Annotated in this window: 8 protein-coding genes; 5 read left to right on the top strand and 3 right to left on the bottom strand. The window is 58.3% G+C overall.

What is annotated here, in order from left to right:
- Positions 1-28 precede the first annotated feature (28 nt).
- From SJY29_RS11635 to SJY29_RS11625, 3 genes are all read right to left on the bottom strand, one after another.
- Positions 29-2,326 (bottom strand): TRAP transporter permease, encoded by a 2,298-nt coding sequence (locus SJY29_RS11635; RefSeq protein WP_400083130.1) that lies wholly within the window; start codon positions 2,324-2,326, stop codon positions 29-31.
- Between the two features lie 154 nt (positions 2,327-2,480).
- The gene (locus SJY29_RS11630; RefSeq protein ID WP_400083127.1) at positions 2,481-3,482 is read right to left on the bottom strand and encodes a TAXI family TRAP transporter solute-binding subunit; all 1,002 of its coding nucleotides are present in this window, start codon (positions 3,480-3,482) and stop codon (positions 2,481-2,483) included.
- 176 nt (positions 3,483-3,658) lie between these two features.
- Complete coding sequence (locus SJY29_RS11625; protein WP_400083125.1) at positions 3,659-4,573, bottom strand: LysR family transcriptional regulator; 915 nt, start codon at positions 4,571-4,573, stop codon at positions 3,659-3,661.
- A 148-nt stretch (positions 4,574-4,721) separates the two neighbouring features.
- Between SJY29_RS11625 and SJY29_RS11620 the strand changes: the two genes are divergently transcribed.
- The 5 genes from SJY29_RS11620 (at position 4,722) to SJY29_RS11600 (ending at position 15,521) form a co-directional block, all read left to right on the top strand.
- Positions 4,722-5,795, top strand: coding sequence for a tartrate dehydrogenase (locus SJY29_RS11620; RefSeq protein ID WP_110278570.1), 1,074 nt, complete (start codon positions 4,722-4,724; stop codon positions 5,793-5,795).
- 13 nt (positions 5,796-5,808) lie between these two features.
- Positions 5,809-7,065, top strand: coding sequence for a glycerate kinase (locus SJY29_RS11615; protein WP_400083122.1), 1,257 nt, complete (start codon positions 5,809-5,811; stop codon positions 7,063-7,065).
- A gap of 233 nt (positions 7,066-7,298) precedes the next feature.
- Positions 7,299-8,048 carry a tetratricopeptide repeat protein gene (locus SJY29_RS11610; RefSeq protein ID WP_400083119.1) on the top strand — a complete coding sequence of 250 codons (750 nt, stop codon included), beginning with the start codon at positions 7,299-7,301 and terminating at the stop codon, positions 8,046-8,048.
- Between the two features lie 88 nt (positions 8,049-8,136).
- On the top strand, positions 8,137-9,639 hold the full coding sequence (locus SJY29_RS11605; protein ID WP_400083117.1) for a ShlB/FhaC/HecB family hemolysin secretion/activation protein: 1,503 nt from the start codon (positions 8,137-8,139) through the stop codon (positions 9,637-9,639).
- A 14-nt stretch (positions 9,640-9,653) separates the two neighbouring features.
- Complete coding sequence (locus SJY29_RS11600) at positions 9,654-15,521, top strand: filamentous hemagglutinin N-terminal domain-containing protein (protein WP_400083114.1); 5,868 nt, start codon at positions 9,654-9,656, stop codon at positions 15,519-15,521.
- The last annotated feature ends 85 nt before the right edge of the window (positions 15,522-15,606 follow it).

Here is a 15,606-nt window from a genome sequence, read left to right as displayed (position 1 = left end):
CACCTCAGAGAGCGCGCGATCATCCCGCTCAGTCAGCCCCGCGCACTGGAATGGTGGCGGCCGGATCAGGTTGGAAAATCTTCTGGATAAAGAAGATACCAACCGCCGCACCGATGCCGACCAAATCGCTCAACCAGCCGCCTTCGATCATGAAGAGAGCGGCGAGGATCAGGCCAACCCGCAAGAACCACGCGGGCCGCGATCCCATGAACCAACCCTGCACGCCTGATGATAGCAAGAAAACGCCAAATGTGGCCGTGATGCCTGACCTGATGACCTCTAGCCAGCTGCCTTCCATCAAAATGGCGCTGTTGTAGAAGAACATGAATGGCACGATGAAGGCCGCAATCCCGATCTTGAACGACGCAACGGATGTCTCCATCGGGTTGGCCCCCGAAATACCCGCAGCGGCATAACTGGCCAAAGCCACGGGCGGTGTAATCGCCGAGACAACCGCAAAGTAGAAGACAAAGAAATGCGCGGTCAGCTGCGGAATACCTAGCTGGATCAAACCCGGTGCGACGACAGATGCAGCGACAGCATAAGCTGCAGTTGTCGGCATCCCCATCCCGAGCAGGATCGCGATGCACATAGCGAAGAAGAGCGCTAGAAGCTGGCTGACACCCGCAAGGTCAAGCAAGACCGCAGAAAAGCGTGCGCCGACGCCTGTCAGGCTGATGACGCCCACGATGATGCCCGCACAGGCACAGACGGTGATGATCTGGATAGACATCACACCGGCAAGCTCGAACGCCTTGAGGATCGACCGCAGGCCCATCCGATGTGGTGTCAGCCAAGACACGACAGCCGCCGCGACTGTGGCCAAGGTGCCTGCGCGAATGACAGAGTACCCGAGGAACAGCGCAAAGATCAGAATGATGATCGGGATGAAGAGATAAATCTGCCGGATCAGTTTCGCGAACTTGGGCAGCTCGTCTTCGCGCATCCCGCGCATGTTCAGCTTTGCCGCCTCGAAATCGACCATGAAGTAAATCGAGGCAAAGTAAAGGATCGCGGGGATGATGGCCGCAATCGCGATTTCCTGATAGGGAATACCCGTGATTTCGGCCATAATGAAGGCGCCCGCACCCATGATCGGGGGCATGATCTGGCCACCGGTCGAGGCTGCCGCCTCGATCGCGCCTGCGGTTTTCTTGTGGTATCCGACTTTCTTCATCAGCGGGATCGTCAATGACCCCGTGGCCACAACATTGCCCGCCGATGTGCCATTGATCATCCCCATCAGCCCTGATGCGAAGATCGCGACTTTCGCGGGTCCACCGCGCGCGCGACCCGCCGCAGCGAAGGCAAAGTTCACGAAGTAGTCGCCCACTTTGGAGGCTTGCAGGAATGCTGCGAAGATAATGAACAGGATGATGTAGGTCGATGACACAGCAGTCGTTGGCCCAAGGATGCCCGCGTCGGAATAAACATGACCAAAGAAGCGCTGCCAGCTATAGGCGCTTTGCACTGCAAGGATACCCGGCAGCAGGTGCGCGGTGAAAGTGTAGAGCAGAAACACCCCGGTGATGATGACCAGGGCAAGGCCCGCCACGCGGCGCGTGAGCTCGAGGATCATCGCGGCACCGGCTGTTGCTGCGAAGGCCACGCCAATCGGTACGAATGGCGTACCGACCGAATTGCGGGCAGCAGTACCGTAAATTGCCACAAGGTAAATCGCGACGACCACACCACAGATTGCAAGAACAACGTCAGAGGCCGCGAAAAGTTCGCGGCCGCGGCGTTCGAACCACCCAAGCAGGATCGCGCCAAACGTGGCGATCAACAACGGGATGCCGAACCAGCGGACCTCTGCCTGATAGATATCAGTGCCCGGAAAAGCGGCCCATGTGGTCAGTCCGCCCATCTGCGGCAGGGTCCCGGAACTGATTGTATTTGAGAATCCAACTGCTGTCGCACCGGCAGTCAGTGCCGGGATCGCGAGGACGAGCGAGATCCATGACAGAATTGATGTGCCTTTATGCTCTTTGTCGGGATGAAAGCTGTGCGCAGAGAAAAGCAGGAACCCCAGCGCCAGCGCGCCCGCGATGTGAATGATGCGGAAATTCCACGTCTCCATCGGGAACTGCGGAAGGAATGGTATTTCGACGCCGGTCCAGTCTGAAATCGAAAGGCCGTTCAAAGCAATCATGTGGAACGCGGCATAGAGCGTCGAGAGCGCTGCAATGAAGAGATAGCCGTTGCCAGTAAACAGCCGACGATTGCCCTCAATGGGCTCTTCGTCCACTCCCTCGGCCAAGACTGTCGTCTTGTCTTCCAAAGCTGCGGAGTCTGTGATCTCGTTGTTATTCGCCTGCTCTGCCATGGTTCCCCCCGTCGGCCAGCAATCCCTGAGTGACGTATGATAACGAAGGTTTTGTTTTATCGGAACCATTGTTATCAGCCGCAGGATCTTGTCCGTCCTGTTAAAAAAAACGCATCGGCCAGCCAGGCGCCAGCCGATGCGCGACTGTTGTGTATCAGTTGCTGTGGATCATGTCGTCCGCAATGTCCGCGCCTGCGTTCTCTTCGAACCAACGCGCGGCACCTGCGTGCCATGGCATGACAGTGTTCCGATCCCAGAACTCAGGCAGAGTGGAACGGGCGGCACGGTGTGTGTTCACCATACGCTCGTTGTCGGACATTACCGCGTCGACAACGGCATAAACAAAGGACTCAGGCAGATCGCAGTTTGCGATTGCGAAGTTCCACATCGATACGGACCGTGCCGGCGCTTCCAGCGTGGTGTATGTGTCGGCTGCGATGTCAAAGTTCGCCACAGGGAAGGCCGTGGTGATCTGAGCTTGTTCTTCTTCTGTAAACTCGATGATGTTCACCTCGACCTGTGCCTCCAGCTGGGACACCGCAGGAACCGGAACACCGGCTGCGAAAGCAACGACATCCAGCAGACCGTCCTGAAGCTGGCTGCCAAGATCGGACCAGCCGCCGTTGCGACGCTCAAAGTTGACACCCAGTTCTTCCATCATCCGCGGGAAGTAAGTGTCAGATGTGGAACCCGCAGGGCCGAAACCGATGCGCGCACCATCCGGAATATCCGCCACAGAAGTGATGCCCGAAGACGCCAATGCGGTGATCGAGAATGGCGTCTGATACATTGGGAACATTGCGCAAGCATTATCCATCGGCAGACCAGGTGCGATCGGGTTGGCACCGGCGATGGATTCAGCGGCCGGGCCCATTGTGGTCATACCGAAGGGCAGCTCGCCAGTGTGGACAAGTGCCATGTTCTGCATTGGACCACCGGTGACTTCCGCGCCGCCAGACACACCAAGCGCGTCCGCAACAATGCCCGCCCAACCAGAGCCGTAGCCAAAATAAGTACCACCCTGAGAGCCTGTGCCAACGGTAAAGCTATCAGGCCAACCTGTTTTATCGACGTCAGACTGTGCGACTGCCGCGCCTGCGGTCAGTGCGGTGGCAGCAAGTACGGCCGTAAGCCGCGTGATCGCTGTTTTATGCATAATTATCCTCCATGTTGCTTTGCCGTGATCTGACAATGCGGTCTCCTGCCCGCGATGCCCGGCATGCGCCCCTCCAGGCGCAGTGTGGTGAACGGTACATGTAGGAAAATAGCGAACTCAAGAAAAAAGCGGGTTGCGAATGGTATTCTGAAATATACAAAAAATATGAATAATGATTAAGCGGTCCGCGACAGGGCCGCCACATTGGCGTCGAGCACATCCAAGAACGCATCGCGAGCGGGGTGCCGCGTGTCCCGCAGCCAGACCACAGAAAGCGCAAGCTTGTCGCGGGCGATACCTGCCGGGATCGACAGGGGAACAAAGCGCACACCGCCAACAGCAAGACGCGATGCCCATTTTGGCACAATCGCCAATCCGACCCCGGTTGACACCAAACTGACTATGGTCTGCTTTTCTTCGGCAATCTGGGCAACACGCGCCGTATAGCCTGAATCCAGAAAGAGTTTCATGGTCAGGTCATGGCTATGGGGCCGCGAGCGACGTTCCGGCACGATCAGCGGTTCATCGGCCATCTCCGCCACCGTGATCTCGGATTTTGTCGCCAGCTTATGCTGCTCTGGCACAGCGACCACTGCGGTCTCGTTGAAGAGTTTGCGGAAAGCCAGTCTTGGATCCTTTATTTCGGGTGGTCGGACAATGGCCGCATCAAGCCGACCAGACAGGACGCGCGGTAAGAGACGAAATGATTTCTGCTCCAGCAATTCGATGTCGATATCAGGATGGAGTTCGCGGAACTGCGGAAGAAATTGCGGCATCAGTCCCGCTGCCGCACTATCGATGGCTCCGATACGCAGAATAGGCAATTGGTCCTGAAGCCCGTCGCGGAACTCGGATTCCAGCCGATCTGCACGTTCGACAAGATCGCGGGCAGCATCGACAAAGTCACGACCGGCATCTGTCAGTGACACATGTCGCGTTGTGCGGAACAGCAAGCGGCTTCCCAACCGTTCTTCCAGCATTTTGATCTGCCGCCCGAGTGATGCGGGCAGCATATCCATCTGCTGCGCGGCCTTGCCAAAGTGCAAAGTGTCGGCAACAGCAATCAGGCAGCGAAGTTGGCGAAGTTCCATAGGACCAGAAGATTATTGCGAAAATTTATATGATCTAATCATCATTGCCGTGTCACCGTCAAGTTGCGAGTGTGCCGGCTGAACGATGCAGACAAACGGTCTGGCACATGTTGCGCAGGCCGGAATAATTCAACGCTGGGGACACATCATGCGTACATACAACATTGCCGCTATTCCTGCCGACGGAATCGGACCAGAAGTTATTGAGGCCGGAGCAGAGGTGCTGTCTGCACTCGAAAAGCGCGATGGCACGATCAAGTTTAACGTCACGACCTTTGACTGGGGTTCGGACTACTACAAAAAGCATGGCGTTATGATGCCAGAGGACGGGCTTGAGCAACTGAAGCCGTTTGATGCGATCTACTTCGGGGCGGTTGGTGCGCCGGACGTACCTGATCATATCACATTGTGGGGGCTTCGACTCCCGATCTGCCAAGGCTTTGACCAATACGCCAATGTGCGCCCCACCAAGATCATTCCCGGTGTTTCGTCGCCCTTGCGCGATGTGGGTGTTGGCGATCTTGACTGGGTTATTGTGCGCGAAAATTCGGAAGGCGAATATTCAGGGCATGGCGGGCGCGCACATAGGGGGATGCCAGAAGAAGTTGGCACAGAGGTGGCTATCTTCACCCGCGTCGGTGTCACCCGCATTATGCGCTATGCCTTCGCTTTGGCCCAATCACGCCCACGCAAGAAGCTGACCGTTGTAACAAAATCCAACGCGCAGCGGTTTGGCATGGTGATGTGGGACGAAATCGCAGCAGAAGTTGCATCCGAGTTTCCGGATGTCTCATGGGACAAGATGCTGGTCGATGCGATGACTGTACGTATGGTCAAAAACCCCAAGTCCATCGACACGATCGTTGCCACTAACCTTCACGCAGACATCCTTTCGGATCTTGCAGGTGCTTTGGCAGGGTCGCTGGGCGTTGCACCCACTGCCAATATTGATCCGGAAAAGCGCTTCCCGTCGATGTTCGAACCAATCCACGGATCGGCCTTCGACATCACCGGCAAAGGCATCGCCAATCCAGTCGCAACCTTCTGGACCGCCAGCCAGATGCTTGACCACCTTGGCGAGCACGACGCCTCGGCACGGCTGATGCGCGCGGTTGAAAAGGTCTGTGCCGATGGCATCGTTACACCAGATGTGGGTGGCAAAGCCACGACGCGCGAGGTCACCGAAGCGGTTTGCGAGGCAATACGCGGCGAAAACACCTAGGCTGGCTGAATTAATGCGTGTTCCTGATCCTCAGGCCTTGCTGCGCCGGATGCTGGATGCTGCCATTTCAGCGGCCGACCCAGCAAAGGTGCTGGCGCAGCATTTGCCCGAAAAGCCGACGGGGCGTTGCATCGTCGTGGGCGCCGGCAAGGCCGCCGCAAGCATGGCGCGCGCGGTGGAAATCGCTTGGCCGGATGTCGATCTGTCGGGTGTTGTCGTCACGCGTTATGGCCATGCGACAGCGACAGAGCGAATAAAGGTGCGCGAGGCTGCCCACCCGGTCCCGGATGAGGCCGGTCTGGCTGCCGCGCAGGAAATACTTGAGGCGGTCCGACAGGCGCGCAAGGAAGATCTGGTTCTGGCCTTGATTTCTGGCGGAGGCTCCGCCCTGATGCCGATGCCACGGCCACCGTTGACCATTGCCGACGAAATCCTGGTGAACAAGGCGCTGTTGCAGTCTGGCTTGACCATTGATGATATGAACCGTGTCCGGCGCCGCTTGTCGCTGATCAAAGGGGGCGGTTTGGCAAAGGCGGCCCATCCCGCAAAGGTTGTCACTTTGGCAATCTCGGACGTGCCCGGCGATGATCCGGCTGCGATCGCGTCTGGCCCCACCTTGCCGGACCCGACAGCCGGGGATGACCTGTCGTCCATTGTCGCGCGTCTCGGCACATGTATTCCGGAAGAAGTGCGACGTGTGCTGTGCGCAAGGCCAGAGCCATCGCCATCCTTTGATACGGATTTCCGGCTCATCGCAGTTCCGCAGTTGGCGCTTGAGGCTGCTGCCCAAGTCGCGCGTGACGCAGGGATTGCAACCGTGTTGCTTGGTGATGCGCTTGAAGGCGAAGCGCGCGAGGTCGGCACGGTGATGGCAGGAATAGCAAAGGCCGTTCGATCCCATGGGACGCCAGCACGAGCCCCAGCCGTTGTGCTTTCGGGTGGCGAAACCACTGTCACAATCGGGCAGACGCCACCGGGCAAGGGCGGGCGGAATACCGAATTCCTTTTGTCGCTTGCGCTTGGACTCGCAGAACGTCCCGGGATTTATGCAATCGCAGCAGACACCGACGGGATTGACGGCTATGAAGACGCGGCCGGTGCCATTATCGGACCGGAAACCTTGGCCGATGGCCGCGCTGGGGGGCTTGATCCGTCAGGCTACCTCGCCAGCCACAATAGCTATGCGTATTTTCACGTGTTGGGGGCCCTTATTCATACCGGACCGACCCTGACGAACGTGAATGACTTCCGCGCTGTCCTGATTTGTTGAGCAGCAATACTTGTGAGCCGGTCGTCGCATCTGCTGGCGCCCTGCACCGTCCGTTTTCGGACCGATAGTCACGACGCGTGGTGAATAACATTCGATCCCAAGCCTTGTTAATTTCTTGTTGACGTTTCCCGTCTTGGTTGTTTTAGACATAAGCCGATTGATACTCACTGATTGGTTTTGATATGCGATATTTTTCCGGTTTATCTTTCTGTTTTGTTTCGGTTTTATTGACAATGCCAGCCGCAGCTGACGTCGCTTCAGGGATTGATTTGCTCAACGCAGGGGATGTGTCCGGTGCTGCGACAGAATTCGCGGCCGCCTATGAGGCAGGCGATCCAGAGGGCGCATTTTATCTGGGTCGCCTCTTTGAATTGGGCCTGGGCACCGACCAAGATGAAATGCGCGCGGCTAACCTTTATGCCGCCGCGGCCGAAGGGGGGGCGACCAAGGCACAGGTCCGTCTGGGTCTGATGTATCACGAAGGTCGGGTGCTGCTGAGGGATTATAACGAAGGAACGCGTTTGCTTTGCGCGGCTGCCGATGCCGGTGATGCGGACGGGCAGTTGAACTGCGGTCTGGCTTATCGCGCAGGACGTGGTGTGCAAACGGACGATGCATTGGCCCAGTCATATTGGCAGAAGGCGGCGGATCAAGGGAACATCCTTGCGATGAATGTGCTGGGGCAGACGGCGCTGGACGCAGGCAATGTGGAGCAGGCGGCAACGTATCTCAAGCAATCCGCTGATCTTGGCAACGCGGGTGGCATGTATGAATATGCCAAACTGCTGATGGTTGGTGCCTCGCCGGACCCAGTCATGGCTTATTCCTATGCAAACCTCGCTGTCGTACGTGGCCTGACCGATGCGGGCGTTCTGCGCGATGAGATCGAGGCGCAACTGACCCCGGAACAGGTAGCCGAGGGACAGGCGCTCGCGCGCGCATGGACCGAGGCGCGTATTCTGGCTGAAAACGACGCGAACTGAGCGCGGAGCGGTGTTAGGTTCCCCTTTAAGGCTGCAAGCTGGCGCGCTTTTGCTGTCTGCTAACGCAGTGCAGGCTCAGGTGAACTGCGTGCCAATTGACGTGATCAATGTCAGTGGGGCAACGCTGTTGTCTGACATGGCGGTCGACAGCGCGCTTGTGCCTTTTCGCGGGCAATGTCTGGACATCGACGGTATTAATGGCGCGTTGGAAGCCATCACCTTTCTCTATGTCGATCGGGGCTATGTGACCGCGCGCGCCTATCTCCCAGAGCAGGACATAGCAGATCGGTCGCTGGATATCACCGTGGTTGAGGGCGAGTTGGCCGCTGTGCGTTTCAACGGCGAGGACCGCCCTGTCTGGCAGTCGCTTGTCTTTCCGTCGCTTGTCGGAAAGTCGGCCAACTTGCGCGAGATCGAACAGGGGCTGGAAATCATTCGCGGAATGCCTGCCTACACTGCCACGATGGAAATCAGCGCGGGAGAGGAAGAGGGCCAATCGGTGCTCGAGGTGACGGCAACAGCAGACAAGCCATGGACAGCCCGCATCGGCGTAAACAATCAGGGCACCGAGGGCCGTGGCGAGTATCAGGGCACCGTCGATCTCACATATGACCACCTGTTGGGCCTGAATGAAAGCTGGGCGCTGAACTATTCCCGCGGGACAGAGACATATCCGTTTTCCCGTGACACGGGTGGTGCATTGTCCGAGAATATCGGCGGATCGGTTAGGTTTCCTTATGGTCGCTGGATGCTGACCGGAAACTACAGATACTCTTATTATGAAACTGACACCCTCGGTCCGATCACAACGATCGGGACAGATGGCTGGACCCATACCGCTGATATCGGGCTTTCCCGTGTCATGCACCGTAATCAAAACAGCAAGACCACCCTGTCAGGCACGATTGCGTACCGCGAGAACGTCAACCGGATTGCCGAGATCCGGATCAACGCCTCCAGCCGAATACTGTCGAGTGCTCGGATTGATCTGGAGCAGGAGCGCAGCATCTTGGGCGGCAGTCTGAGCATGCGCGTGGGCTACGAACAAGGTCTTGAGGCCTTTGATGCGGAAAAGGCCACAGACCCTTTGGTTGGACCTGACCCGCAATTCCAGTTGGGTGATTTTGAACTAAGCTATTTCCGCCCCTGGCAGGTGGGCGGCGGCCAGTTGAGTTATACGGGCGTCCTGCGTGGCCAGGCTAGCGAGGATGATCTTTACGGAGCTTATCAGCTGACACTTGGGGGGCTGTCATCGGTCCGCGGGGCCAAAACGCTCGATTTCGATGGGGATGATGCCGGCCTCTTTGCGGGCAGCACTGGGGCTGTCTGGCGCAACGATTTTGCCTGGACATTGAATGCGGGCAAGACCGACTGGTTCGGCAGTCTGCAGCCATATGCGGCCTTCGATGCCGGTGCGGTCGAAGTTGATGGCGATGACGACGTGTCACCCTTGGTCGGGGCGGCGATCGGTTTCCGCACCGTCGGCGGCCGGATCTCGATGGATTTCGGCTATCAGCAGGTGTTGCGCATGCCGAATGACGCAACCCCGCCAGATGGGATTTTTGTGGCTTCTCTCTCGGCCCGTTTTTGACGAAGGTAATAGCTATGACACGCAAGGTTGGACCATATCTCAGAAACGCCGTGTCGGCGCTTTGCATTGGGCTGGTCACGGTTCAGCCGGTGCTGGCGCAGTCGATTGTGGCCGATGGCAACGGGCCGCAGGTGATCGATACGGCGAATGGCCTGCCGATGGTGATGATCAACACGCCGGATGGCAATGGCGTGTCGCACAACACCTACACCGAGTTTGGTGTCGGACCCGGCGGTGCGATCCTGAACAACGTGGACACAAATACGGCAACGACCCAGTTGGGCGGGATCGTGCAGGGCAACAGCAATCTTGCGGGGGGGGCCGCGGGGATTATCCTGAACGAGGTTACTTCGACCAACCCTTCGCTGCTGAACGGCTTTCTTGAGGTCGGCGGCCAGCAGGCAGATGTCGTCGTCGCTAACCCTAACGGGATCACGTGCGACGGCTGCGGGTTCATCAACACCAGCCGCCTGACGATCACCACCGGCACACCCAGTTTTGACGGTGATACGTTCACCGGTTTTTCGGTCGATGGCGGCGCGGTGGCGATTGGCGCAGGCGGGCTGGATGCCTCGGACACCACAACGTTTGATCTGCTGTCACGTCAAATCACAGTCGGTGGCGTGGTCAGCGGCCAGCGCATCCGTATCGTGGCAGGCCGCAACGACGTGCTTTATGCAACCGGTGAAGTGACCGAGAAGGCCAGTGATGGCTCTACAGCACCGGCATTGGCCATCGACTCGACCGCTTTGGGCGGGATGTTTGCCAATGCGATCACCATCACCTCGACCGAAGATGGCGTGGGCGTCCGCGCCCCGCGCGATATGGCGGCCAATGCCGGTGGCATGATGATCACCGCCGACGGCCGCCTGGTGATGAACAACGCCAGCGCCAGCCAGAATGTCACTGCCCGCAGCACGCAAGAGGTCGTGGTCGAGGGCACGGTCGCAGCGCAAGAGGTCTCCGTGACCAGCGCCGACGATCTGGTGCTTGCGGCTAACGCCACGCTGGTGGCCGATAGTGCAGCTCTCTTAACAGTTGGTGGCGATCTGGATGTCGGCGCTGATGCCGAATTGACCGCAACCCGTTTCGATTTGGATATCGCAGGCGCTTTGCGCATTGCCAGCGGCGCTGATGTCACCTCGGTCCATACGCTGGATATTGACGCTGAGAGCCTTCTGAACCAGGGCACGCTTGCCGCGACCGATGGCAGTTTGCTGGTTGCGGCTGGCATTGGTCTGACGAATGAAGGGCTGATGTTCGGGGATTCCGGCCTGACCCTGCGCAGTGATGCGGCGATCATCAACAACGGTGGCACGATCATCTCGAACAACGGCATTTCCGTGCGTGGCGATGTCAATGCCCGCGCTGGTGCCTTCAACAACCAGAACGGCGGTGTGGTTGAGACCATCAGCGGAAATATCAGCATCGCGGCGGATGCGGTCAATAACAGCCGCGCAGAAGCTGTCATCCTCGGCGCTGGCATCGGGACAGACGGGACCATCGGTGCTGGGGAAGAATGCGATCGGCAGACCTGCTACGAAGAAATCGCGCTATCGGGCGAGTTTGAATATGAAAGCGACCGCTCGCAGATCCTATCGGCGGGCAACATCACGATCAATGCGGATGAGGTTACCAACGCCTTCAGCAGCATTTCGGCCTTTGGCGATATCACCATCGCGGCGGACACGCTGAACAACGTCGGCAGGAATTATTTCCGCAACGCCGGCGGCACAGCTGAATTCATCGGCGCGGATTTCGGCGTCATCGAGGCCGGTGGCAATCTCGATCTGACCGAGATTGAAGGCTACATTCAGAATGGTGCGCTGACAGCCGTTACCAACGACCGCGCGGGACCGTCAAATACCGACCTGAGCGCCATCAGCATCGGGTCTATCGGTAATCCAGACCTTCTGGTGGTCAATCAGGACCCTGACGCAGAATTTCTGGTGGAAACCCGTCCAGAGTTTGTCGATCTCGATCTGTTCGTTTCCTCAGACTACTTCCTGCAGGCGATTGAATATGATCCCGAACTGCGCCGTTTCGGTGATGCCTACGCCGAAGCGCTGTTCATCCGCAAACAGCTGCAGGAACTGCTGGGTCAGCTGATCCTGACCACCGGCATCGATGAGCGCGCCCAGATCGAGGCGATGTACAACAATGCGATCAATGAGCTTGAGAACCTTGACCTGACCCCGGGTGTGGCCCTGACACCGGATCAGATCGGGGCGCTGACCACCGACATTATCTGGCTAGAAGAAACCGTCATTGACGGTGAGCGCGTATTGGCGCCGAAGGTCTATTTGGCCAACCCGGAAATCCGCTTTGCGGGGTTGAGCGGCGCGATGATCACGGGGCGCACGGTGGACGTGCGCACGCGCAACTTCGACAATTCCGGCAATATCCGCGCGACCGATGGATTAAGCATCGTTGTCAGCGAAACCTTCCGGTCAACGGGAGGCACGATTTCCGCCGAAGACATCGCCATCGTCGGCAATAATATCGAGATCGTGACCGGTGCGCAGACGCTTGTGACCGAGCGCAGAGATCGAACCGACCGCGAGGATATCGCCGTTCCTGCCGCTTCGCTTGTAGCGGATAACACGATTGTCCTGACCGCCCGGGATGCGATCACGACCGCAGGGGCGCAGATCGCGGCGGGTGATAACATCTCGCTTCTGGCAGGCGGCGACATCACGATTGGCGCGCTGCGGCTTGCTTCGGCCAAGGGCGACCGGACCGGATCGAACCGGAATTATGTCGAGCGTGTGGACCATCTGACCACCAGCCTGACCGCAGGCGGCGACATCATGCTGCTGTCGTCGGGTAATGCGGCGGGCCAGAACGACATCGTGCTGGAAGGCGCAAACCTGACTGCAAGCGGAAATGTGGGAATGATCGCGCAGGGCGGGGATCTCTTGCTCACTGCGGTCGGGGACTTCTATTTCCGCGATTATCGCACGCGCAGCCGGAACCTATTCCGTACCAAGACCCGCACCGAGACAACCACCCGACTGACCCATCAAGTCACAACGATCGAGGGCGCGTCGATCACCGGTGTCGCTGATACAAACATCTATGTTGCAGGCAGCCGCTTTAGCGTCCCTGGCGTGCCCGACAGTGATCTGACACCCGGGCAACTGGCCATGGTGTCGGTCAATGAGAGCTCCGTATTTGACGCGCCCTTTGATCTTTTTGCCGAGACAAAAACCAGATCCAGGTCGACGCTGTTCGGACTTATCAATAACTCATCCAGCAGCAATAACGCCCATTCCTTGGTCCGGGGTGTTTTTGCCGACACGGCAGGTGATATCGCACTCAATTCCGGCGGTGATCTGACACTTATGGCAGTGGACTTCAGCGCGGGCGGGCAGTTCGTGACACAAGTCAGCGGCACAACCTACCTGCTCGCTGCTGTCAATCAGGACTACCAGTTCACACAGACCCATCGTGACAACGGCATCATCATGACCGACACCACGGTAGAGGACATCGGCGAGAGCGTTGTCTTCAATAAGATCACTGCGGCGGGTGGCGTCAATCTGGACCCGGATTCGCAGATCGTACTGGCCGGTGTCCGCGATGCGCTCTTCGATAGCGCGCATCCGGCGGTCTGGGCCGCGGTCGGTGAGAATGGACGGTCGAACCTTGCCAATGCCTATTTCGGCACGGGCGAGGATGCCCAAACCAATGAAACCGGTGGAACCGAAACTGCCGGTGACAGCCACTGGCGCGACGGGGGTGACTGGTCCGAAGAGGGCGCATTCCTTGTCACCCAGGTCGCGCTGCCCACCGGCGCAGATGGGGCGGAATACGCTTATCTTGACGGCGTGCTGGGGCGCGACGACACGATCAACGAACCGATCGAGCTGGTCAGCTACCACTTCTACGACCGGCAACAGGCGCTGAACCCGGCGTTCAAGGCGCTGGTGACGATTGTGGTGACGCAGGGGATGTCCGGGCTGCAGTTCTTGCAACTGGGCACCAACCTCGGCCTCAGCGGCAGTATGGCCGCTGCGGTCAACGCGGCGACAACCTCCTTTGCATCAACCTTCACGGTTGAATCCGTCGCCGGTGTCGTCTCAGGCGAATACGACCTCTCCGCCATCGTCGGACAGGCGAGCTTCTCTGCGCTGTCCGCTGGCCTGACGTCAGGGGTTAACCTTGAGCAACTTGGCGGTGACTGGGAGGGGATGGCCTGGGCCGAGGAATCCATCGGTTTTGGTGACAACCTGACCTTTGCAACTCTGGTCGAGCACGGAATTGATGCATCGATCACTGCGGGGCTCAGTTCGGCGGTCTATGAAACCGATTTCCTCGATAGCTTCGAGAGCAGCTTGAAAGCCTCTGCTGTCAACATGGTCATGGCTGACTTGCAGACGGGTGTTGGTGACGGGGTCAAGGACGGGCTTTATACCGAAGGCAGCGTCCCCCACGCGCTGCTGCACGGCGCGGTGGGCTGTGCGGCGGCAGAGGGACTGGGCGGCAACTGCGCATCCGGTGCCGCGGCAGGCATCGCGCAGTCCATCTTTGCGGGGTTGCAAGAGGGCGCGCCGGAGCGGCTGCCCGGGCAGTCTGATGACGACTATGCTGCCGTCTACAACGCCTGGAAAAGCGACGTGGCGGGGCAGGCCAACCTCTTGGGGGCCGTGGTGGGCTACACGACCTCCGGCGGGCAGGCGGTCAACGTCAGCAACGCTGCGAACATCGCGCAGTCGGGCGCGCTGAATAACTATCTCGGGCATACTGAAGCTGTGGCGCGGCGCGAGGCTGCCGACGCGCTGGCAGAGTGTCATGCGAGTGGCGCATGTTCCGAGGCTGAGATTGCGGCCTTGCTTGACACCTACATGGCGTTGCAGGCACTCGATTTTGCGCGAGATGAGGCGCTTCAGTCTGCCTGCCGTGATCTTTATTCTGCGGCCTGCGCCTTGGAATTGCAGCAGCTTCAGGCTGTTGTCGATAGCTATGTCGCGGTCTATGGCACAGAGGCGGCTTTGCACCCCGGAAGCCTGGCCGAACTTGCTTTGAGCGGCGATTCTGTCTCCAGCCTCTACGGGAGCTACCGTCAGGCCTTCGTCCGCAACGCCTATCTGGATGCACTGGCAGCCATGCCGATTGATGCGGCGACGGGCGCGGTCGCACTGGCTGAGGTCACTGCCAATGCGATTGCCGGTGACGAGACCGCCCGCATGCAACTTGCGCTTCTGGCGGCCGAGATCAGGGACACGATCACGGATCCCGTTGGCGCAATCGAGGCGGGCTTTGAGGCTATCGACGCGCAACTTGCCGAGGCCGCACGGCTTGAAGCTGAAGGCGATTGGCAAGGCGCTGCCGAGATCCTGGGTGACCTCGCGGCCGGTGCGAGTGTGACAGTCGTCAGCGGCGGGACTGCCGGTGTGACGGTCAAGACGTTGACATGGCTTCCTGATGCCCCAGATAATGCAGACGATGTTGTATTTAGAGGTACAACGGAAGGCTTTGAGGGTAGTGTTGGTACTCAGGCAGCTGGTGTTACACCTACGTCGTCAGATCCATTAGTCGCAGTGTGCTACGCCCAAAATGCTTGTGCCACATTTGGCGGAGATGGCGTTGTTCAGGTTATTGATCCGAACATTGCGGATGATATTTATCCTGGTTATCTTTCACAAGATTTTGAAGTTATACTTGATGGAGTGAGCCCCTCGCAGGCAGCAAACTCTGCGATCAATACCATATCAGTTGAGGACGCAATTAATGCTTTGAATCAGATTGGAATCGATGTGCCAACATCAACAGGAGCAGGTGGCCTAAACACTGTACTGCAAAATCTGCAAAGTAGTGGAACCACACCACTTACACCGTCACAAATTCAACAGTTTTTGGAAATTACGGGGTCAAATTGATGGGAGCGATGGGCCTTTCAAAACTATATTTTCTGTCAGATGAACATATACAGTCTGCCGACAAGTTGGATGGACGTTATCTCGT

The organism is Yoonia sp. R78084, assembly GCF_044595625.1.
GTDB lineage: Bacteria > Pseudomonadota > Alphaproteobacteria > Rhodobacterales > Rhodobacteraceae > Yoonia.
This window is presented reverse-complemented; position numbering and strand designations above follow the sequence as displayed.